Here is a 20,465-nt window from a genome sequence, read left to right as displayed (position 1 = left end):
CTTTAGGAAGATTTAGATGGGCTTATAGCGAAAAAGATTCGCCACAACCACAAGTTCTATTAGCGTTTGGGTTATTAAAAACAAAGCCTGTTCCGTTTAATCCGCCAGAATATTCTAGGGTAGTACCAATAAGATACAGAAAACTTTTTTTGTCAACTATAATTTTTACGTCGTTATCTTCAAAGACTTTATCATCTTCAGCTTTGGCGTTGTCAAATTTTAAATCATAAGACAGACCAGAGCAACCACCACTTTTAACACCTACACGAATGTAGTCTGTGCTTGGGTTAAAGCCATCATCATTCATTAACTCAATGACTTTCTTTTTTGCAGTATCAGAAACTTTTATCATATCCTTATATACATTTGCTCTAAATAGAGGGCAAAGATACGATATAAGTATGGCTTTACCATATTACCTAACATTATATTAGAATATGATTTAATAGAAGTAATTTATTATTAGGGGAATCCCTTAAAATATAGTGTTTACGATGCTTTCAGTTTTGAAAAGCGTCGTGTGAGATAATACAATTCCTTGAGTGTATCTTTTATTTGACTGTTCGAAACTGTATTGGTATCAAAATTACCATGCTCATCTGTTAAAACTACAGTATCACAATGTGTACATGTAAACTCTGCTGTATGGTCTATGTTGGTTTTTGATCTGATATAATTGTGACCAAAGATGGCACAGGATAGGGATTTCTCTGTGGTAGGTTTCATAATAAGTTTAAGTTCATTAGGGCGATACAATTAACTAAAAATTATAAAAAAAGACGCTAAAAGGTTTTATTTTTCGATGAAATACACGGTTTAGATGAATTTCTCTTACAAAAGCGTTTAAAAAAGTTAGTTTTTCAATTATTGTAAGCAAGACAAAGTTTTATGATTCTAAAGAGAATAATGACTTAGAATAACTTAGCTATCAGAAGATTTCTAGCAAATTGTATCATAAAATACGGTATTAATACAGAACTATTTAAAAAAGCATAATACTTTTGCATTATGATAGAAGATAAAAACCCAAAGCGTACTCCTTTGAGTGAGTTAGGTGAGTTCAAACTTATTGAACACCTTACGGAACATTTTAAAATAACTCAGAAATCAACAATAAAAGGAATTGGTGACGACGCTGCCGTATTAGATTATGGTAAAAAGCAAGTGGTTGTGTCCACAGATTTATTGGTTGAAGGCATTCATTTTGATTTGAGTTATGTACCATTAAAGCATTTAGGTTATAAATCTGTGATGGTAAATTTATCGGATATTTATGCTATGAATGCGACAGCAACTCAAGTTACAGTGTCTATTGCTGTTTCTAATCGCTTTCCTTTGGAAGCTTTAGAAGAGTTATATGCAGGAATTACTACTGCTGCTGAAATCTATAATGTTGATGTTGTTGGTGGCGATACGACGTCTTCTACTTCTGGATTGATTATTTCTGTAACTGCGATAGGTGAAGTAGAAAGCGACAAAGCTGTTTTAAGATCTGGAGCACAACCTAACGATTTATTAGTGGTTAGTGGTGATTTGGGTGGAGCATACATGGGACTTCAAGTTTTGGAACGTGAGAAAGAAGTTTTCAAGGTTAATCCTCAGAGTCAACCAGACTTATCAATGTATACTTATATAATTGAGCGTCAATTAAAACCTGAAGCTAGAAAAGATATCATTGAATTGTTGAAACAATTAGAGGTAAAGCCAACTAGTATGATTGATATCAGTGACGGCTTATCTTCTGAAATTATTCATTTGTGTAAACAAAGTAAAGTTGGTGCTGACGTTTACGAAAATAAAATTCCACTAGATCCTCAAGTTATTTCTACATGTGAGGAATTTGAAATAGATAGCACAACAATTGCTTTGAATGGTGGAGAAGATTATGAGTTATTAATGACAATCTCTCAAGAAGATTATCCTAAAATTAAAGGAAATCCTAATTTAACGGTTATTGGATATATTGCAGAAGAAAGTAGAGGTATGCACCTTGTAACACGAGCAGAAGAAAAAATTCCGATTATTGCTAAAGGTTGGAATGCGCTTAATAATCAAGCATAAAGAGTTTTTGACTCTTTTCTAAGCGTTTGAGATGAACGCGATGCAATACAGAATTGATTTCTTTGAACTTTGGAGTTAATGGAATGAAGTTGCCATTGCCATCAATAGTCATTTCAGATTTACAGTGTTTACACTTGTATTCTTTAACATGATAGGTCACGGTTTTAGAGACTTTATAATCATGTCCGAATAAAGAGCAGTAAAGGTTTTTCATTTTTTTAATCTAGTCTTCAGCGATTAATGGATTCCGAGGAATTTAAAGATAAAAAAATGAGTTATTTACAAGTTATCAACATTTAATAAATCGATGAACTGAGTGTTTTTTGCTTTAAACGCATCATTCTATTGTTATACACGCGCTCTAAAGCAGAATTTATGTCCTGATGTTTAGGTGTAAGTTCTGTTAATTTACCATTGCTGGTAGTGGTCACTTGTTTTTTACAACACTTGCAAGTGTATTCCTTAACGTGATTGGTCACTTTTTTTGTGACTCGATAGTTGTGACCGAAAAGATCACAGTATAGTTTAGTTGGAGTCATGGTAGGTTATGTTTAAGGTTTATTTTTTAAATACCTTATAAACCTAGAAAAAAGTTTTCAAAAAAACGTCAAAAGCAATTTAATTTTCGATAAAGTGTTTTAAAAAGTAAGATAAATCTGATTTATTTTCAATATGGCTCATATGACCTTCTGATAAAACTTCTAAATCGATAGTAGTATCCTCAATTTTTTTCATCAAATGGGATTTATCAATAAGATTATCTTTCTCACCAATTATAATCAGTTTTTTGCCTTTCAAGTTTTTTAAGATTTCTAATCTGTTTTTTCGTCGCATCATACCTTCTTGCGCTGCAATATACCCTTGAAGCGGAGTTTGTAATGCTAATTTCAAGGCTTTTTCGTAATCGGAAGCATAGGTTACTTTGCTTTCTTCAGTAAACAAATTAGCAAAAGACAAGCGCACTAAACTTTCATATTGGGTTTGTGCCATTTTTATAGCACGTTTTCTTAAGGTTTTTCGCTCATTGTCATCAGCTTCAAAAGTTGAATTCATCAAACAGACACTAGAAACCATATTTGGTTGTAATTCAGCTAAAGCCAAAGCAACATAACCTCCCATGCTGTGACCTATAAATTTAGCTGAGTTGATGTCTAAATGATTCAGCACGGCCAAAACCGCTTCAGCCATAGCTTCCATAGTGTGGATGTAACCTAAGCAATCTGTTTTTCCATGGCCTAGCAAATCTATTTGAATAACGGTATGAGATTTGGTGAATTCTGGAACAAAGTCATTCCACATATCTAAATTCTCAAGGAAACCATGTAGTAAAACAAGCGCATCGCCTTTGCCAGAAACCTCATAGTTAATGACACTATTTTTGTATTCTAAAGTCATGAGGGCAAAGATAGGTTTCAAAAGCTACTTTTGCGACTTCATCATAATCATTTTAGTATATTTGGTAGCTTTCAAAATTAAAACTTGAAATACATGAAACGCAATCTCATTTTTACACTTATATGTTTTGTTGGAGTATTTTCCCTTCAAGCACAAATTAAAGAACAACAACTTGATAAACTTGTTGAGAATACTTTAAAAACCTTTGATGTTCCTGGAATTTCGGTCGGTATTTTTAAAGATGGTGAAGTGGTATATGCCAAAGGTCATGGAGTACGCTCTTTAACCAATAAAAAAGATATGAATGCCGAAACGTTGGTTGGAGTAGCGTCTAATAGTAAGGGGTTTACCTGCTTTGCTTTAGCCATGATGATTGATGAAGGTAAATTGAATTGGGACGATCCCGTTAGAAAACACATTCCAGAATTTCAGTTATACGACTCTTGGGTAACTGAGAATTTTACAGTTAGAGATTTGGTAACACATAGAAGTGGTATGGGATTAGGTGCAGGTGATTTAATGTTTTTCCCAGAAGGCAATGATTTTAATGTTGAAGATGTTATTAATAATGTAAAATATTTAGAACCAGAAACCTCGTTCAGAAGTAAATTCGCCTACAATAACAATATGTTCATTATTGCGGGTGAAGTTTTAAAACGTGTTAGTGGATTAACTTGGGAAGAATTTATTGAAACCAAAATCATGAAACTTGTTGGCATGACAAGTTCTAAAGCGTCTTACAACAGAGTGACGGACAAATCGAATATTATTGATGCGCATACTAGAGCAGAAGGTGAAGTTATTCAAATTCCACACGATTGGAGTGAAACCGCAAATGCAGCAGGTGGTATAATGAGTAATGTGTCAGATATGTTGACTTGGGCTAAATTTTTAATGAATGAAGCCGTAACCGAAAATGGAGAGCGTTTATTGAGTGAAGAACAATTTCATGAACTTTGGCAGTTGCAGACTCCATTAAAAGTTAGTGCTAACGATTCGTACGATTCTAACTTTAGAGGTTATGGTTTGGGTTGGTTTGTGACTGACGTTAAAGGAGGCTACAAACAAGTGTATCATACAGGAGGTTTAATTGGTACTGTTACCCAATTCACTATGATTCCGGATTTAGATTTGGCTATTGTGGTACTGACCAATCAAATGAATGGCATGGCTTTTAACACTATTACTAATACTATTAAAGATTCATATTTAGGGTATGAAGATCGTCATTGGTTAGAAAAATATGGAGCTAGAAATAGAGATTACTTAAAGTATAACGACAGCATTAAAGCTGAGGTTTATAATAATGTAGAAAAGGCTAAAAAGCAAGTATCACTTCCAAGTCCAGAACAAATTGTAGGTACATATACTGATGATTGGTTTGGTGACATTACCATATCTCACGATGGTAAATCATATAAAATTAAGTGTGAGCGTTCTCCAAGATTATTCGGTGAGTTATTACCATACAATGCTACTACGTCTGTGGCAAAATGGAACGACAGAAGTTACGATGCCGATGTTTTTATGCAATTCACATTTAATGAAAAGGAAGAAGTCGTTTCTGCAACGATGAAACCAATTGCTCCAATAACAGATTTTAGTTTCGACTTTCAAGATTTAGAGCTCAAAAAAACAAAATAGGATTACAATCGCTAGAATGCCATGAAGTATATGGGAAGCAAAGCGCGCTTTGCTAAAGACTTATTGCCAATTATTCTAAAAAATCGAAAACCGAATCAGGTGTATTTAGAACCTTTTGCAGGTGGTATGAATATGATTGATAAGGTAGATGGCATTCGTATAGCTAACGATCAGCACGAAGAATTGATAGCTATGTGGCAAGCCTTGATTTATGAGAATTGGGATCCACCAAAATCAGTTTCTGAAGCTGAATATAGACACATAAAGTATAATCCGAGTGAATACCCAAAGCATTTAGTAGCTTATGTAGGTTTTAATTCGTTTGGTGGCAAATGGTTTGCAGGTTACCGTCGCGATAAGCAAGGTAAACGTGATTATTGGTCCGAGCATTACCGAAATATTACCAAGCAAGTGCCAAATCTTCAAGGGATTCAATTGCGTTGTCAATCCTATACCGATTTAGAGATTCCTGACGAAAGTGTTGTGTATTGCGATCCGCCTTATGCATCAACTACGAAGTATAGAGATAAGTTTAATCACGAAGAATTTTGGGAATGGTGTAGACAGCAAAGTAAAGCTGGTCATAAGGTTTTTATCAGCGAATACAATGCGCCAGATGATTTTGAATGCATTTGGGAAAAAGGCTCAAAAACTACATTTTCTTGGCATGCAGAAAATCTATCGACTAAGGAAAGTGTGGAGCGACTTTTTGTTTTTAAAGGGTAATAAGCAGTATCTCTCTTTCGTCTCTTTGTCACACTGAGCCTGTCGAAGTGAAAGTGAACAATCGTTTAAATTTTAGATTCCGCATCAGGTGCGGAATGACAATATTTATTGACTATTCAAATTCTTAATCGCAGAAAACGCCTGATCCACCAAATGAATTTCAACCAAAACCGTAAACTCATTTGTGGTTGAAATCACCTCATAAAGTGAAATACCTTCCCAAGCAAAACGCTTAAAAATCTGATAATACAATCCCGAAATTTTAGAATTGTTTTCTGGCAAACGAATACTAATGGCCGACAAATTATCTTGCATTCCAATTTGGTTTTCAGCCTTAAAACTTTCTAAAACCAACTGTTTTTCTGAAGCTGAAACCACGATATTACTTTCGTAAATGCCTCTCGAAAAGCCATAAAAAGCTTTCGGATTAAAATTTTCCAACACTTTAGCATGACTTTCAATCAAAGTATCTGAATTCTGAAAAGTGAAATCCACAAGATTAGAGCGTACCGTGATATCACCTAGTTGATTGAGAATATTCTTTAATTTCTGTGATTGACGCAAATGTGTTGGTGGATTATAACGTCTTAACGCCATCATAATTGCACCTGTTTTTATAGGCTTTCGCAACATGTTGCTAATAGGTTGTTGCAACTCTTCGGATAAGGCTGAAAAGTTAATGATTTGCCTAAATAAGGCTTCTTCTAAAAAAGGTTGGGTGATGAGTATTTCCTCAACGCAAGATGCTATAGTCTTCATATCTTATGTGTCATTCCGTGCTTGAAACGGAATCTATCATTTCGTTATAACCTAATCTACAATGTTATTTATTTAACAATATGTGCAAAAATAAACTATTTCTTTAATTTTTATGTTTCTCACGAGTAACACTTATACATTTGCTTAAAAATTAGAGAAAAATGTTAGTATATAAATTTGGTGGCACCTCAGTAGGTTCGGTAGTAAACATGAATCATGTAAAGGATATCATAAATACCAAAGACCAAAAAATAGTGGTTTTATCAGCCATGTCTGGTACCACAAATGCCTTGGTAGAAATTTCGAGATTAATTGAGGTTGGTGAGGGAGATGCTGCCAAAGCGCATATCAAAACATTACACGAAACATACACAAACGTTGTAAACGATTTATTGCAAAACGAATCGTTACGACAAGATGTGCATCATTATGTCAATACCAGATTCGAAATACTTTCAGATGCTGTTGGTACTTCGTTTTCACAATTGTTACATAACGAAATAGTGGCTAATGGAGAACTGTTATCTACCTATATGTTTAGTCGCTTATTGCAACAAGAAGGTTTCAAAGCTAGACTTTTACCAGCTTTAGATTTTATGCGTATTGATAGTCATAACGAACCTGACAATTTCTATATCAAACAAAACTTAAACCGTTTAATAGAAAGTTCGGATGCTGCTGATATTTATATCACACAAGGGTTTATTTGTTTAGATGCTGAAGGAAAAGTAACCAACTTACAACGTGGTGGAAGTGATTATACAGCAACCATTATTGGTGCAGCTATTGAAGCCGATGAGGTACAAATCTGGACCGATATTGACGGTTTCCACAATAATGATCCACGTTACGTTAACGATACACAAGCCTTATCGCACTTGTCTTACGATGAAGCTGCAGAGTTGGCTTATTTTGGAGCTAAGATTTTGCATCCGCAAACCGTAATGCCTGTGCGTAACCTCGATATTCCGTTACGACTCAAAAACACCATGGCACCACAGGCACATGGTACGTTAATTACTAACAAAGTTCATGGTGAAGGTATCAAAGCTATTGCGGCAAAAGATGGTATTACAGCTATAAAAATTAAGTCGGTACGTATGCTGTTAGCACACGGCTTTTTAAAGAAAGTGTTTGAAGTCTTTGAGCGTTACGAAACCTCAATAGATATGATTACCACGTCTGAAATTGCGGTCTCTTTAACCATCGATAATACCACGCATTTAAAAGCCATAACCGAAGAATTAGAGCAATTTGCTACTGTAGATATAGACGATTATATGAGTATTGTCTGTTTGGTGGGCAACCATATTATTTACCATCCTGATACGCCAGAACTCTTCCAGGTGTTACAAGATGTTAATGTACGTATGATTGCCTATGGTGGTAGCAACAACAATATTTCACTTTTAGTAAATACTAGTGATAAGTTAGAAACTTTGCAGAAGTTACAACGTTATGTTTTTGAAGGGAAGGGTGTTGGGGTTTAAGATTCTCTAATTAAGAATTTCCTTAATAGCTATAAAATGATGATGAATTCCATTTATAGCCTTGATTGCAGAATATTTAGCCAAAAACTCTTTATCGTTTACAAATTCTTCAAGCATGGACTCAATTATGTAGTTTTTTATAGCTTCTTCAGAGGTTGCTCCTTTTTGATTTCCAACATGATTTTTATTTTTAAAAATAGCATATAGCATTTTTTCGAATGTTTATTTATATGTTATTAGATTGATTTGATAGTTGCAATATACAAAAAATGATACTTATTGTATGTTGAAAGCTGCATACAATAAGTATAGTTTTGGTTTATGGTGAATCAATTCATACTTAAAGAGTTTGGAAATCGAATACGTTTTTTACGAAACGAAAAAAATCTTAGTCAAGAAGAACTATCCTTTGTTACAGGTTTTCATAGAACTTATATCGGAATGATTGAACGTGGTGAACGCAATATTTCGTTGACCAATATTTTGGTTTTTGCTAAAGCATTTGAATTACATGTTGATGAGTTATTAGATTTTAGAAAGTCTAACTCAAAATTATCCTTTAAAGATTATCAATTTAAAAAGGATGATTAGATGAATAGAGCATATTATAAAAACTCAATAACCGAATTTTTAAAAGAAGACTCTAGTTTAATTCTTGGAAAACTAAGTCTAAATCACACAAATCGTTCTCTTGAAGATTTACAAAGAAATGCATGGGTTAAGCAGATTGAAATCCTAAAAAAAGAGTTGATAGGCTTAAATGGTTCTTTGTATTTCGAATTTCAGATACCTAGAATGGGTAAACGTGTTGATAATATACTTATAGTTAATGATTATGTGTTTGTATTGGAGTTTAAGGTAGGTGATGATTCATTTGGAAAAAACGCGCAACTACAAGTAATAGACTATTGTTTGGATTTGAAAAATTTTCATGAAGGAAGTCATTTTGCAAAATTAGTTCCGCTTTTGGTAGCAACTAATGCATACAATTCAGAATTTAATTTGGTTGAGGTTCTTAATCATAATGAAGTTGTAAAGTGTAGCCAAATAGGAATAAGAAATGCGATAAATATAATTACCAAGTCTTCAAATGAAGTAATTGATGTGTCAGAATGGGAGAATTCAATTTACAAACCAACACCAACAATTGTTGAAGTTGCTCAAGCACTTTACAAAGGGCATAAAGTTGAAGAAATATCTAGACATGATTCGGGTAACATAAACCTCAACAAGACATCAAATTATATTAGCAATGTAATTGAGGAGTCTAAGCAAAATAGTAAAAAGTCTATCTGTTTTATTACAGGAGTTCCTGGAGCTGGAAAAACTTTGGCTGGTTTAAGTATAGCTAATGATAGAATGCGCTCGCAAGAAGATGAACATGCTGTGTTTTTGTCTGGAAATGGTCCTTTGGTTGAAGTGTTGCGAGAAGCTTTAGCCAGAGACTATGTAATAACATCTAAAGAAAAAGGGGAGCGTGTTACAAAAGATGAAGCAAAGAGAAGAACGAATGCTTTTATTCAGAATATCCATCACTTTAGAGATGAATATCTAAAATATATCATTGAGCCAACAGAAAAAGTAGTTGTTTTTGATGAAGCGCAAAGAGCTTGGTCTAAAGAGCAGGTACGCTCTTTTATGAAACGGAAGAAGGGTATTGAAAATTTTGAAATGTCAGAGCCAGAGTTTCTAATTGATGTAATGAATAGGCACAAAGATTGGTGTACGATTGTTTGCTTGATTGGAGGAGGTCAAGAAATTAATACTGGAGAGGCTGGTCTAGAAGAGTGGATAAGAGCATTCGAAAAAAACTATAAAAATTGGGAAATTCATTTTTCAAACTCAATCATTAATAGTTCAAATTATATAAAAGAAGAAAAGCAAAGAATTTGGTTAAGAGAAAATGGAGTCTCTGAAACTGATTTACATTTAGCTGTTTCTGTTCGCTCATATAGGTCAGAAAAAGTTTCAGAATTTGTCCATGAGTTATTAGAATTAAATAAAGGTAGAGCAAAAGAGCTTTATTCAGAAATAAAAAAAACATTCCCTATTTACTTAACAAGGAATGTAGAAGTTGCTAAAAAATGGTTAAGGCAACAAAGTAAAGGAACAGAGAGATATGGATTAGTAGCGTCTTCGGGTTCAAGAAGATTAAAAGCTATAGGAGTTAATGTTAAAAATGAAATTTCTGCGCCAAATTGGTTTTTAAATCCAAGTGAAGATATTCGTTCATCTTATTTTTTAGAAGATGTTGCAACTGAATTTGATATACAAGGTTTAGAAATTGATAGAACATGTTTGATTTGGGGAGCTAATTTCTATTTGCAAAATGATAATTGGATTTACCAAAATTTTAAGGGTAGTAGATGGCAAAATATAAACAAAGAAGTTGATAAAGAATATCTTAAAAACTCTTATAGAGTATTGTTAACAAGGGCGAGACAGGGAATGATTATTTGTGTTCCTAATGGTTCTGATATTGACCATACAAGACCAAAGAACTTCTATGATAAAACTTATGATTATTTGAAAGAAGTCGGAATAGAAGAATTAAAGTGATAAAAATTCATTTAAAATTGGAATATCTGCTTCTGCCCAATCCAAATTTAGCAACTCTTCTTTCCTTGCTAAAAGGAAATTCGAGTGTTCTTTTAAAATTAAATCTCCGGTTATATAATTAGCTATAAAAGGAATTAATTTGATTTTAAAATCAGAATACTCTTGTGTAACTGGAGTTAATCGTTTTGTAACCTGAATTTCAATATTTAATTCTTCTTTGACCTCTCTTTTGATACAATCAATTTCAGTTTCGTTTGATTCTAACTTGCCACCTGGAAATTCCCATTTCAAAGGGAGTTTCATCTTATCGCTTCTTTGAAAAGCGTAAATTTTATCATCCTTTAAAATGATAGCACAAGTGACAAGTATAGCTTTCAATATTTTTAAGAATTCATCAACTCCTCAATCTCTTCAGCTTCAATCGGAATATTCGCCATTAAGTTAAAGGGCTCACCTTGTTCTTGTACTACAACATCATCTTCTAAACGGATACCAAAACCTTCATCTGGAATATAAATACCTGGCTCAACAGTAAATACCATGTTGGCTTGCATTGGTTCGTGTAGTAAACCATAATCGTGCGTGTCTAAACCAATATGGTGACTTGTACCATGCATAAAGTACTTTTTGTACGCTGGCCAATCTGGGTTTTCGTTTTGCACATCAGCTTTATCCAATAAACCAAGACCCAATAATTCTGAGGTCATTAATTTACCAACCTCCACATGATATTGTTCCCAAAGTGTACCAGGAACTAACATCTTGGTCGCTTCATTTTTAACACGCAACACAGCATTGTAAACCGCTTTTTGGCGTTCAGAAAACTTACCGTTTACAGGAATTGTTCGGCTTAAATCACTGGAGTAATTGGCATATTCAGCAGCGGTATCAAACAGAATTAAATCTCCATCTTTACACTGTTGGTTGTTTTCAATATAGTGTAATACGTTGGCATTGTTTCCTGAAGCAATAATTGGAGTATATGCAAAACCTTTAGAACGATTTCTTAAGAATTCATGCATCATTTCGGCTTCAATTTCAAACTCCCAAACACCAGGTTTTACAAAACCTAAAACTCTTCGGAAAGCTTTTTCAGTAATATTACAAGCCTTTTGCATTAAGTCGATTTCTATAGGATCTTTAACCGAGCGTAAACGTTGTAAAATTGGATTGCTTTTCGCTACAGAATGCGCAGGATACAGATTTTTTAACCATTTCGTGAAACGATCTTCACGTGTTTCGGTCTCAACATTGGCTCTGTAATGTTCGTTAGTGTTAATGTAAACCGTGTCGCATTGCGTCATTAGTTCAAACATTATTTTTTCTAGGTCTTGTAACCAATACACGGTTTTTACGCCAGAGGTTTCAAAGGCTTTTTCTTTAGTAAGTTTTTCGCCTTCCCAAACAGCAATATGATCGTTAGTTTCTTTTAAGAATAAGATTTCACGATGCTTTTCTTTTGGGCAATCTGGAAAAATAACCAAAATACTTTCTTCCTGATCTACACCACTGAGGTAAAAAATATCACGATGCTGTGCAAAAGGCAAGGTGCTGTCTGCACTCACAGGATAAATATCGTTAGAATTGAAAACGGCTAAACTGTTTGGCTTCATCTGAGAAGCAAAGTTTTTACGGTTTTTTATGAATAGGTTACGGTCTATAGGATGGTATTTCATTTGTTATTATGTATTGTCATTCCTGCGAAGGCAGGAATCTCATTAATATTAGTTAAGTGTCTGCTTGAGCGCAGTCGAAAGCTAAATCGAGTGGATAAAAAACATTTTGACTAAGCTTAAACTGACGTTTTATTGTCATGTTTTTTTTGTTGACTCAAAAATAAACAAACTAAAACGCAAGCCCAAGCAAGTTGTGATAATCTGTTAAACTTTATAATCAAATTTTGAGGATATATGGATTAATGGTTAAATTCAGCAATCTTTAATTGCTGTCACATTGAGCACTGTCGAAATGTAATTGAACAATATTTTTTAAAATTAGTTCTCGACTGCGCTCGAACTGACAATAGAAACTAAAACCAACCAACATGTCTAAAACTAAATTCCTATCGTTTGCATTTGCCGTAAGTTCTTTAATGGCCTTGGCTCAACAACCAGCAACGTCTGTTGAAACTGTGAGAGCAGCTTTGGCTCAAAAACAAAAAATGACTGAAACCTCTTTGGTAAAAAACGTGCCTTTTAAAAATATTGGGCCAACCATAATGAGTGGTCGTGTTGTAGATGTTGATGTGAATCCGGAAATGCCATCGGAATTTTATGTTGGTTATGCGTCTGGTGGTGTGTGGCACACCACAAATAATGGCACCACTTTTACACCGATTATGGATAATGCGACAACACAAAACGTTGGTGATATTGCTGTGCATTGGCCAACCCGAACGATTTATGTTGGTACAGGCGAAAATAATGCCTCGCGTTCGTCGTATGCTGGTATTGGTTTATTAAAATCTACCGATAATGGAAAGACATGGGAAAATTTAGGATTGATGGATGCGCATCATTTTGCTCCTATTTTAATCCATCCAGATAATCCAGATGTGGTTACTGTTGGTGCTACAGGTCATTTGTACTCTTCAAATAAAGAGCGAGGTGTTTACAAAACGACCGATGGTGGTAAAACATGGAAGCAGACGCTTTTTGTAGATGATGAAAGTGGTATTATTGATTTGCAACACAGTCCGAAAAATTACAACGTGATGTTTGCAACGTCTTGGACCAAAGATCGTAAAGCGTGGAATTTTACAGGAAATGGAAATAACTCAGCCATCTATAAAAGTACGGATGCTGGTGAAACTTGGACGAAAGTATCTACAGAAAAAAGTGGCTTTCCAACAGGTGAAGGTGTAGGAAGAATTGGTATCGCTGTGTTTAATGAAAATGTGGTATATGCTGTTCATGATAGTCAGTTTAGACGACCAGAAGAAAAGAAAAAGGAAGACAATACGGACTTGACAAAAGAAGACTTTAAAACCATGTCAACAGCTGATTTTTTGGCTTTAGAGGATAAAAAACTGAATGCATTTTTAAGAACCAACGGCTTTCAGGAAAAATACAGACCAGAAAATGTAAAGCAAATGGTACGTTCGGGTAACGTAAAGCCTGTTGATTTAGCAAAATATCTTGAAGATGCTAATTCTATGTTGTTCGATACTCCTGTTGTTGGTGCTGAGGTGTACAAAAGTACTGATGGTGGTAAAACTTGGAAGAAAACTCATGAGGATTATTTAGATGGTATCTATTACAGTTATGGCTATTATTTTGGTCATATCCACGTGTCACCAGTAAATGAAAATGACATTTACATTTATGGTGTGCCGATTGTGAAATCTAAAGATAGCGGAAAAACATGGACGTCTATCAGTGCAGAAAATGTGCATGCCGATCATCATGCGCTTTGGATTAATCCTAAGAACCCAAATCATTTGGTAGATGGGAACGATGGTGGTGTTAATATTTCTTACGATGATGGTAAAAGCTGGATTAAAAACAATTCACCTTCCGTAGGACAATTCTATGCCATCAATGTGGATAACGAAAAACCATACAATGTTTATGGTGGTTTACAAGATAATGGTGTTTGGTTAGGTGCTAACAATGCACCTGAAAACAAAGCCTGGCATCAAGAAGGTCAGTATCCATGGAAATCTATAATGGGAGGTGATGGTATGCAAATTCAAATTGATAGCAGAAATTCTAACATCGTTTATACAGGTTACCAATTCGGGAATTATTACAGATTAAATCTTGAAACTGAAGAACAGAAATACATTCAACCTAAGCATACTTTAGGGGAAAATCCGTACCGTTTCAATTGGCAAACTCCAATTTTATTGTCGCCTCACAATCAGGATATTTTGTATTTAGGTGGCAATAAGTTGATGCGTTCTATGAGCCAAGGTAACGATTGGGAAGCTATTAGTGACGATTTAACCAATGGAGGTAAAAAAGGAAATGTAGCTTACGGCACGTTGACGTCGATTTCAGAAAGTCCATTTCAATTTGGTTTACTTTACACAGGTAGTGATGACGGTTTGGTTTACGTTTCTAAAAATGCAGGTGGCAGTTGGACAAATATTTCAAACACTTTTCCGAAAGATTTATGGGTAAGTCGTGTGATTGCCTCTCAGCATAAAAAAGAACGTGTTTATGTAACTTTGAATGGTTACCGTTGGGACGATTTTAAAGTCTATGCTTACATGAGTGATGATTACGGACAAACTTGGAAAGACATTAGCGGAAACATACCAGCTTCTCCAGTAAATGTGATAAAGGAAGATCCTAAAAACGAAAACATCTTGTACATAGGAACCGATAACGGAGCCTATGTGTCTTTTGATATGGGTAAATCTTGGAATGTGTTTTCACAAGGCTTGCCAAACGTAGCAATTCATGATATTGTAGTGCAACCAGAAGCTGGCGATTTATTATTAGGAACGCATGGACGTAGCATTTACAAAGCCAACATTTCGGCTTTACAGAAGGTAAATTCAGAAATGGACGCAAAAGCCATAACGTTTTTTGATATGGAGTCTGTACGTCATTCGGGTCGTTGGGGAAGTTCTTGGGGAAGGTGGTACGATGCATTTGAGCCTAAAACAACCATTCAGTTTTACAGCAATGCTTCAGGTACAAAAACCTTAAAAATCTTGTCAGAAAATGGATCAGAATTAAAAAGTATGTCTGTTGATGTTGTTAAAGGATTAAACTATGTAGATTATGATTTAACGTTAACAGAAAAAGGAAAAAAGGCGCTTAAAAAAGAAAATAAAAATATTGAGTTTAAAGAAACAGGTAATAAGAAAGATTACTTGCCAAAAGGAACTTACACCGTAAAAATTGGTGATAGCTCTACAACGCTCGAAATAAAGTAATGGATGAACAGGAACACTATATTTCTGTAAAGCCTTCAAGCAAGAGTTTACAGAACTATATTGCGTATTATTATTTCAATTTTTCTAATCGAGACGACTATAAAAAGCGATACATTTTTTATCCGCATTTTAGGAATGCCATTACCGTTTACAAGCGTTCAAAAATCAGTTTTTCAAAAACGGGATCTATTGTGGTGCCTGATGCATCCAAAGAGTTTGAAATTATTTACACAGGGATTCATAATGAAAGTCGAACAGGTGAAATAAAAGCACCTTTTGATAAAATTGGCATTGTGTTTCAGCCATTGGGAATCAATAATTTCATGAAAGTCCCTTTTGGTGATGTTGTTACTGAAAACCCGATTAAGGACTTTGACTATTTTGGAAATAATTTTGAAGTTGCTCTAAAAAAAGTTTACGACACCAATAATGTAGATGAAAAAGTAGCTGTGTTAGATGCCTTTTTTAAAAATGAACTCAACCCTTTAGCTGAAGCTAGAATTATTAAAGCAGTCAACTATTTGTTTGAAGAAGATTTAACCATCCAAGAATTGTCTGAAAAATTGCAATTGAGCAGAAAAACAGTGCTTCGGTTGTTTAGGAAACATCTTAATTGTTCACCAAAAGAATTCTCTAATTTGGTGAAGTTTAGAAAAGCCATAGAAATTTATCGGAAAGGAAATTCCAACTTAACAGAATTGGCGCATGCTAATAAATATTATGACCAATCTGATTTTATAAAACACTTCAAAAAAGCAACAGGTTTTAATCCCAAAAAATTCTTTTCTGGGATTTCTCATTTGGGTACAGAAGACACGTTTTGGACACTTTTAAAAAATTAACTGTCCCATTTCTACAATTTTTATACAAGCAAGGCTGATAGATTTGCGATATGTTTTTAATAAATCATCATATCATGAAACGAACTTTTAGCCTCATAGCCATACTTTTTACATGCATTGTGTCTGCTCAACAATACAGCGGAATTTCAAAATCTCATAAAATAGCATCTACGGTTTTTGATACCGAACGTGAAATAAGAGTATTTGTGCCATTTTCTTACACCGAAAGTTATACACAGAAATACCCAACAATATATCTTTTTGATGCGCAATTCGATGCCTTTTTTGATATGACAGCAGGTTTAATGGATTATATGGCACAAATTGGTGAGCTCAATGAGTTTATTGTTGTTGGCATAAAAACAGAACATAGACCAAAAGAGTTTACTCCAATGTACGTTAACGAAAAAACTAAAACCGATTGGGAAGATGTAGAAATCGGTAAGTCAGAACTTTTGGAAAATCATTTAAAAGAGGAGGTCTTTCCTTTTGTTGAACAGAATTATAGAGTAGAGCCTTTTAAGATGGCAATAGGTCATTCTTTAGGTGGAACTTTTGTGCTCAACACTGTGTTCTCGCAACCTGATTTTTTTCAGGCAATAATTGCGATAAGTCCCAATTTATCTTACGATTATGAGCAGTTGATAAAAGCGTTTGACGACTACTTTAAGTCTAACGAAAGTCTGAATAAATTAATTTATATGTCGGCTGGTACTATTGGAAATATGGAAAATAGATTCCGAAAATCAGCACAGAAATTAGATAACATTATTGAATATCATAATCCAGAAGATTTAAACTACACGTTTAGAATTTTTGAAGGTGAAAATCATTCCACCACACCAATCTATACCATTAGTAATGCCTTTAAAGAAGTTGCGAAAATCTGGACGATACCAGAAGACCAAAAGCAAAAGATGCTAGAGGATAAATCAAAATTTTTTGTTGACGATTTAAAGGGTTTTTACGCAGAGTTATCTGTTTGGGCGAATTACGATGTAAAGCCAGGTGTAGATGAAGCTAATGGCTATGGCTACTTTTGCTTGAATGCCGAGAAAACAGAAGAAGCCTTAAAAGTTTTTGATTGGGCATTAGAGTTGTATCCAAATGATGCTAATCTTTATGATAGTAAAGCGGAAGCATTAGAAAAAAGTAATGATTTAAAACAAGCAAAAAACTACTACAAAAAGGCTATGGTTGTTCTAGAAAACACCAAAGATCAGTACGATCCTGAGAACTATGAATATTACAAGTCGATGTTTAGTGAGCATTTAGAAAATCTAAAAAACAAGAAGTAGAACCACTCTAATTATATTCATTCTAAATAATTAATTATAATACAGCGCAGTTGGCTAAAAACCATTTGCGCTGTATCTTTGTAAGACTAACAACTAAGATTAGATTTACAATGAGCGGAATTCTAAATTCGTCGATTGGAAGAAAGTTTGCCATGGCACTTTCGGCATTCTTCCTTATGATTTTTTTACTTCAACATTTTGCAATTAACAGTCTTTCAGTATGTAGCCCAGATACTTTTAACGAAGTGTCTCACTTTATGGGAACATTTTGGGTTATTCAATATCTGTTGCAACCCGTTTTAATTTTTGGTGTGATTTTCCATTTCATCATGGGATTTGTGCTAGAAATAAAAAACAATAAAGCAAGACAAATCAGTTATGCAAAAAATAATGGTGGTGCCAATTCTACGTGGATGAGTAGAAACATGATTTGGAGTGGAGGTTTTATCCTTGTGTTCTTAATCATTCACTTTATAGATTTTTGGATTCCAGAAATCAACACGAAATACATCGTTGGTGATATGTCTGGTACATTGCCAAATGGTGAGTTTAGATACTACGAAGAATTAGTACATAAATTTGAACCAATCTGGAGAGTAGCACTTTATTGTGTTGGTTTTGTATTCTTAGCATTACACTTACTTCACGGTTTTAATTCGGCTTTTCAATCTGTTGGTGCTAACAACAAGTACACAAAAGGTTTAAGAGGATTTGGTAAGTTTTATGCAATAGTGATTCCTTTAGGATTTATTGTTATTGCATTATATCATCATTTTAACCACTAAAAAATTTCTCATATGGCTTTAGATTCTAAAATACCTAATGGACCACTTGCAGATAAGTGGACAAATCATAAAAATAATATTAACCTTGTTAATCCCGCTAACAAAAGACTTATAGATGTTATTGTTGTTGGTACAGGTTTAGCAGGAGGTTCTGCAGCTGCAACTTTAGCAGAACTAGGCTATAATGTAAAAGCATTTTGTTTTCAAGATTCACCAAGACGTGCGCACTCTATTGCGGCTCAAGGTGGAATTAATGCAGCAAAAAATTATCAAGGAGATGGTGATTCTACATACAGATTATTCTACGATACTGTAAAAGGTGGAGATTACCGTTCTCGTGAAGCAAACGTATATCGTCTTGCTGAGGTTTCAGCAAATATTATAGACCAATGTGTGGCGCAAGGTGTGCCTTTTGCTCGTGAATATGGTGGACTATTAGACAACCGTTCTTTCGGTGGTGTATTAGTTTCTAGAACATTCTATGCAGCAGGTCAAACAGGTCAGCAATTATTACTTGGTGCTTATTCAGCACTTAACCGCCAGATTGGACGTGGTAAAGTGAAAATGTATAACCGTCACGAAATGCTAGACGTGGTTATTGTTGATGGAAAAGCAAGAGGAATCATCACAAGAAACTTAGTTACTGGTGAAATTGAGCGTCATTCTGCTCATGCTGTTGTTTTAGGTACAGGAGGTTATGGTAACGTATTCTTCTTATCAACCAATGCCATGGGAAGTAATGTTACTGCAGCTTGGAAAGCGCACAAACGTGGAGCGTATTTCGCAAACCCATGTTATACACAGATTCACCCAACATGTATTCCAGTTACGGGAGATCATCAGTCTAAATTAACATTGATGTCTGAGTCACTTCGTAATGATGGTCGTATTTGGGTACCTAAGAAAATGGAAGATGTAGAAGCGATTAGAGCAGGTAAATTAAAGCCAACTCAAATTGCTGAAGAAGATAGAGATTATTACTTAGAGCGTCGTTACCCAGCCTTTGGTAATTTGGTGCCTCGTGATGTAGCATCGCGTGCAGCTAAAGAACGTTGTGATGCTGGTTATGGTGTAAATACAACTGGTGAAGCGGTTTATTTAGATTTTGCTTCAGCATTTATGCGTTACGGAAAAGAACAAGCACACGTTAAAGGTTTAGATGAAAACGATGAAGCTTTAGTTAAAAAATTAGGTCAGGAAGTGGTGAGAACCAAGTATGGTAACTTATTCCAGATGTATGAGAAAATCGTAGATCAGAATCCATACGAAACACCAATGATGATTTATCCAGCTGTGCATTACACTATGGGTGGTGTTTGGGTAGATTATAACCTTCAAACTACAGTGCCAGGATTGTACTGTATTGGTGAAGCTAATTTCTCAGACCATGGTGCTAACAGACTTGGTGCTTCGGCATTAATGCAAGGTTTAGCAGATGGTTATTTTGTATTGCCTTATACTATTGGTGATTATTTATCTCACGATATTAGAACAGGACCTATCTCTACAGATTCACCAGAATTTGAAGCTGCAGAGAAAAGTGTAAGAGAAAATATTGAGCATTTAATCAATAATAATGGTTCACATTCTGTAGATCATTTCCACAAAAAGCTTGGTAAGATCATGTGGAATAAGTGTGGTATGGCAAGAAATGAAGCAGATTTAAAATCAGCTATTACAGAAATTGCTGAACTACGTGCAGAATTCTGGAAAGATGTAAGAGTTCCTGGTACTAATGACGAGTTTAACGAAGAGTTAGCTAAAGCGCTTAGAGTTGCCGATTTCCTAGAACTAGGTGAACTGTTTGCTAAGGATGCGCTTTTAAGAGAAGAATCTGCTGGTGGACACTTTAGAGAAGAATATCAAACAGCTGAAGGTGAAGCAATGCGTAGAAAAGAATTCCAATATGTTTCTGCATGGGAATATAAAGGTGAACCTAAAGATGCGGTGTTACATAAAGAAGATCTTGTTTACGAAAATATTGAAGTAAAAGAAAGAAGTTATAAATAAAAGGAAAG

The 20,465-nt window shown here is 34.6% G+C and carries 19 protein-coding genes; 11 read left to right on the top strand and 8 right to left on the bottom strand.

Annotation, left to right across the window (positions count from 1 at the left end; translation table 11 throughout):
- Positions 1-22: 22 nt before the first annotated feature.
- Both QGM60_RS12330 and QGM60_RS12325 read right to left on the bottom strand, forming a co-directional pair.
- The gene (locus QGM60_RS12330) at positions 23-352 is read right to left on the bottom strand and encodes an iron-sulfur cluster assembly accessory protein (RefSeq protein ID WP_281140552.1); all 330 of its coding nucleotides are present in this window, start codon (positions 350-352) and stop codon (positions 23-25) included.
- Positions 353-489: 137 nt separating this feature from the next.
- Complete coding sequence (locus tag QGM60_RS12325; RefSeq protein ID WP_281140551.1) at positions 490-726, bottom strand: hypothetical protein; 237 nt, start codon at positions 724-726, stop codon at positions 490-492.
- Between the two features lie 282 nt (positions 727-1,008).
- Between QGM60_RS12325 and thiL the strand changes: the two genes are divergently transcribed.
- A complete protein-coding gene (gene thiL / locus QGM60_RS12320) occupies positions 1,009-2,061 on the top strand; it encodes a thiamine-phosphate kinase (RefSeq protein WP_281140550.1) in 1,053 nt (350 codons plus the stop codon).
- Here the strand turns inward: thiL and QGM60_RS12315 are convergent.
- Complete coding sequence (locus QGM60_RS12315) at positions 2,045-2,275, bottom strand: hypothetical protein (protein WP_281140549.1); 231 nt, start codon at positions 2,273-2,275, stop codon at positions 2,045-2,047. The genes thiL and QGM60_RS12315 overlap by 17 nt on opposite strands.
- A 404-nt stretch (positions 2,276-2,679) precedes the next feature.
- Complete coding sequence (locus QGM60_RS12305) at positions 2,680-3,456, bottom strand: alpha/beta hydrolase (RefSeq protein ID WP_281140547.1); 777 nt, start codon at positions 3,454-3,456, stop codon at positions 2,680-2,682.
- Between the two features lie 93 nt (positions 3,457-3,549).
- Between QGM60_RS12305 and QGM60_RS12300 the strand changes: the two genes are divergently transcribed.
- Both QGM60_RS12300 and QGM60_RS12295 read left to right on the top strand, forming a co-directional pair.
- Positions 3,550-5,100 (top strand): serine hydrolase, encoded by a 1,551-nt coding sequence (locus tag QGM60_RS12300; RefSeq protein WP_281140546.1) that lies wholly within the window; start codon positions 3,550-3,552, stop codon positions 5,098-5,100.
- A 30-nt stretch (positions 5,101-5,130) separates the two neighbouring features.
- Positions 5,131-5,826, top strand: coding sequence for a DNA adenine methylase (locus QGM60_RS12295; RefSeq protein WP_281140545.1), 696 nt, complete (start codon positions 5,131-5,133; stop codon positions 5,824-5,826).
- Between the two features lie 105 nt (positions 5,827-5,931).
- On the opposite strand, the gene QGM60_RS12290 is transcribed toward QGM60_RS12295, so the two are convergent.
- Complete coding sequence (locus QGM60_RS12290) at positions 5,932-6,585, bottom strand: hypothetical protein (RefSeq protein ID WP_281140544.1); 654 nt, start codon at positions 6,583-6,585, stop codon at positions 5,932-5,934.
- Positions 6,586-6,746: 161 nt separating this feature from the next.
- Here QGM60_RS12290 and QGM60_RS12285 point away from each other — a divergent pair, with 161 nt between their 5' ends.
- Complete coding sequence (locus QGM60_RS12285) at positions 6,747-8,075, top strand: aspartate kinase (protein WP_281140543.1); 1,329 nt, start codon at positions 6,747-6,749, stop codon at positions 8,073-8,075.
- A gap of 6 nt (positions 8,076-8,081) precedes the next feature.
- Here QGM60_RS12285 and QGM60_RS12280 read toward each other — a convergent pair whose 3' ends face one another.
- On the bottom strand, positions 8,082-8,285 hold the full coding sequence (locus QGM60_RS12280) for a hypothetical protein (RefSeq protein WP_281140542.1): 204 nt from the start codon (positions 8,283-8,285) through the stop codon (positions 8,082-8,084).
- A gap of 111 nt (positions 8,286-8,396) precedes the next feature.
- Here QGM60_RS12280 and QGM60_RS12275 point away from each other — a divergent pair, with 111 nt between their 5' ends.
- Together QGM60_RS12275 and QGM60_RS12270 are read left to right on the top strand one after the other, a co-directional pair.
- On the top strand, positions 8,397-8,666 hold the full coding sequence (locus QGM60_RS12275; protein ID WP_281140541.1) for a helix-turn-helix transcriptional regulator: 270 nt from the start codon (positions 8,397-8,399) through the stop codon (positions 8,664-8,666).
- Positions 8,667-10,634 carry a DUF2075 domain-containing protein gene (locus QGM60_RS12270; RefSeq protein ID WP_281140540.1) on the top strand — a complete coding sequence of 656 codons (1,968 nt, stop codon included), beginning with the start codon at positions 8,667-8,669 and terminating at the stop codon, positions 10,632-10,634.
- On the opposite strand, the gene QGM60_RS12265 is transcribed toward QGM60_RS12270, so the two are convergent.
- Positions 10,626-11,012 (bottom strand): (deoxy)nucleoside triphosphate pyrophosphohydrolase, encoded by a 387-nt coding sequence (locus QGM60_RS12265; RefSeq protein WP_281140539.1) that lies wholly within the window; start codon positions 11,010-11,012, stop codon positions 10,626-10,628. The genes QGM60_RS12270 and QGM60_RS12265 overlap by 9 nt on opposite strands.
- 5 nt (positions 11,013-11,017) lie before the next feature.
- Positions 11,018-12,310 carry an aminopeptidase P family protein gene (locus QGM60_RS12260; protein ID WP_281140538.1) on the bottom strand — a complete coding sequence of 431 codons (1,293 nt, stop codon included), beginning with the start codon at positions 12,308-12,310 and terminating at the stop codon, positions 11,018-11,020.
- 368 nt (positions 12,311-12,678) lie between these two features.
- On the opposite strand from QGM60_RS12260, the gene QGM60_RS12255 reads away from it, so the two are divergent.
- The 5 genes from QGM60_RS12255 to QGM60_RS12235 all read left to right on the top strand — a co-directional run bounded on the left by QGM60_RS12255 (position 12,679) and on the right by QGM60_RS12235 (position 20,457).
- Positions 12,679-15,522, top strand: coding sequence for a glycosyl hydrolase (locus tag QGM60_RS12255; protein ID WP_281140537.1), 2,844 nt, complete (start codon positions 12,679-12,681; stop codon positions 15,520-15,522).
- On the top strand, positions 15,522-16,364 hold the full coding sequence (locus QGM60_RS12250; protein ID WP_281140536.1) for an AraC family transcriptional regulator: 843 nt from the start codon (positions 15,522-15,524) through the stop codon (positions 16,362-16,364). The genes QGM60_RS12255 and QGM60_RS12250 overlap by 1 nt, the downstream gene beginning before the upstream one ends.
- A 74-nt stretch (positions 16,365-16,438) precedes the next feature.
- On the top strand, positions 16,439-17,662 hold the full coding sequence (locus QGM60_RS12245) for an alpha/beta hydrolase-fold protein (RefSeq protein ID WP_281140535.1): 1,224 nt from the start codon (positions 16,439-16,441) through the stop codon (positions 17,660-17,662).
- 110 nt (positions 17,663-17,772) lie between these two features.
- Positions 17,773-18,447 (top strand): succinate dehydrogenase cytochrome b subunit, encoded by a 675-nt coding sequence (locus QGM60_RS12240; RefSeq protein ID WP_243473554.1) that lies wholly within the window; start codon positions 17,773-17,775, stop codon positions 18,445-18,447.
- Between the two features lie 12 nt (positions 18,448-18,459).
- Complete coding sequence (locus tag QGM60_RS12235) at positions 18,460-20,457, top strand: fumarate reductase/succinate dehydrogenase flavoprotein subunit (RefSeq protein WP_281140534.1); 1,998 nt, start codon at positions 18,460-18,462, stop codon at positions 20,455-20,457.
- The last annotated feature ends 8 nt before the right edge of the window (positions 20,458-20,465 follow it).

Source organism: Winogradskyella sp. SYSU M77433 (assembly GCF_029911945.1).
Classification (GTDB): Bacteria; Bacteroidota; Bacteroidia; order Flavobacteriales; family Flavobacteriaceae; genus Winogradskyella.
This window is presented reverse-complemented; position numbering and strand designations above follow the sequence as displayed.

Excerpts from the sequence above, each read along its gene's own strand:
- QGM60_RS12330 (WP_281140552.1), bottom strand. The coding sequence starts at position 352 with ATGATAAAAGTTTCTGATACTGCAAAAAAGAAAGTCATTGAGTTAATG.
- QGM60_RS12325 (WP_281140551.1), bottom strand. The coding sequence starts at position 726 with ATGAAACCTACCACAGAGAAATCCCTATCCTGTGCCATCTTTGGTCAC.
- thiL (WP_281140550.1), top strand. The coding sequence starts at position 1,009 with ATGATAGAAGATAAAAACCCAAAGCGTACTCCTTTGAGTGAGTTAGGT.
- QGM60_RS12315 (WP_281140549.1), bottom strand. The coding sequence starts at position 2,275 with ATGAAAAACCTTTACTGCTCTTTATTCGGACATGATTATAAAGTCTCT.
- QGM60_RS12305 (WP_281140547.1), bottom strand. The coding sequence starts at position 3,456 with ATGACTTTAGAATACAAAAATAGTGTCATTAACTATGAGGTTTCTGGC.
- QGM60_RS12300 (WP_281140546.1), top strand. The coding sequence starts at position 3,550 with ATGAAACGCAATCTCATTTTTACACTTATATGTTTTGTTGGAGTATTT.
- QGM60_RS12295 (WP_281140545.1), top strand. The coding sequence starts at position 5,131 with ATGGGAAGCAAAGCGCGCTTTGCTAAAGACTTATTGCCAATTATTCTA.
- QGM60_RS12290 (WP_281140544.1), bottom strand. The coding sequence starts at position 6,585 with ATGAAGACTATAGCATCTTGCGTTGAGGAAATACTCATCACCCAACCT.
- QGM60_RS12285 (WP_281140543.1), top strand. The coding sequence starts at position 6,747 with ATGTTAGTATATAAATTTGGTGGCACCTCAGTAGGTTCGGTAGTAAAC.
- QGM60_RS12280 (WP_281140542.1), bottom strand. The coding sequence starts at position 8,285 with ATGCTATATGCTATTTTTAAAAATAAAAATCATGTTGGAAATCAAAAA.
- QGM60_RS12275 (WP_281140541.1), top strand. The coding sequence starts at position 8,397 with ATGGTGAATCAATTCATACTTAAAGAGTTTGGAAATCGAATACGTTTT.
- QGM60_RS12270 (WP_281140540.1), top strand. The coding sequence starts at position 8,667 with ATGAATAGAGCATATTATAAAAACTCAATAACCGAATTTTTAAAAGAA.
- QGM60_RS12260 (WP_281140538.1), bottom strand. The coding sequence starts at position 12,310 with ATGAAATACCATCCTATAGACCGTAACCTATTCATAAAAAACCGTAAA.
- QGM60_RS12255 (WP_281140537.1), top strand. The coding sequence starts at position 12,679 with ATGTCTAAAACTAAATTCCTATCGTTTGCATTTGCCGTAAGTTCTTTA.
- QGM60_RS12250 (WP_281140536.1), top strand. The coding sequence starts at position 15,522 with ATGGATGAACAGGAACACTATATTTCTGTAAAGCCTTCAAGCAAGAGT.
- QGM60_RS12245 (WP_281140535.1), top strand. The coding sequence starts at position 16,439 with ATGAAACGAACTTTTAGCCTCATAGCCATACTTTTTACATGCATTGTG.
- QGM60_RS12240 (WP_243473554.1), top strand. The coding sequence starts at position 17,773 with ATGAGCGGAATTCTAAATTCGTCGATTGGAAGAAAGTTTGCCATGGCA.
- QGM60_RS12235 (WP_281140534.1), top strand. The coding sequence starts at position 18,460 with ATGGCTTTAGATTCTAAAATACCTAATGGACCACTTGCAGATAAGTGG.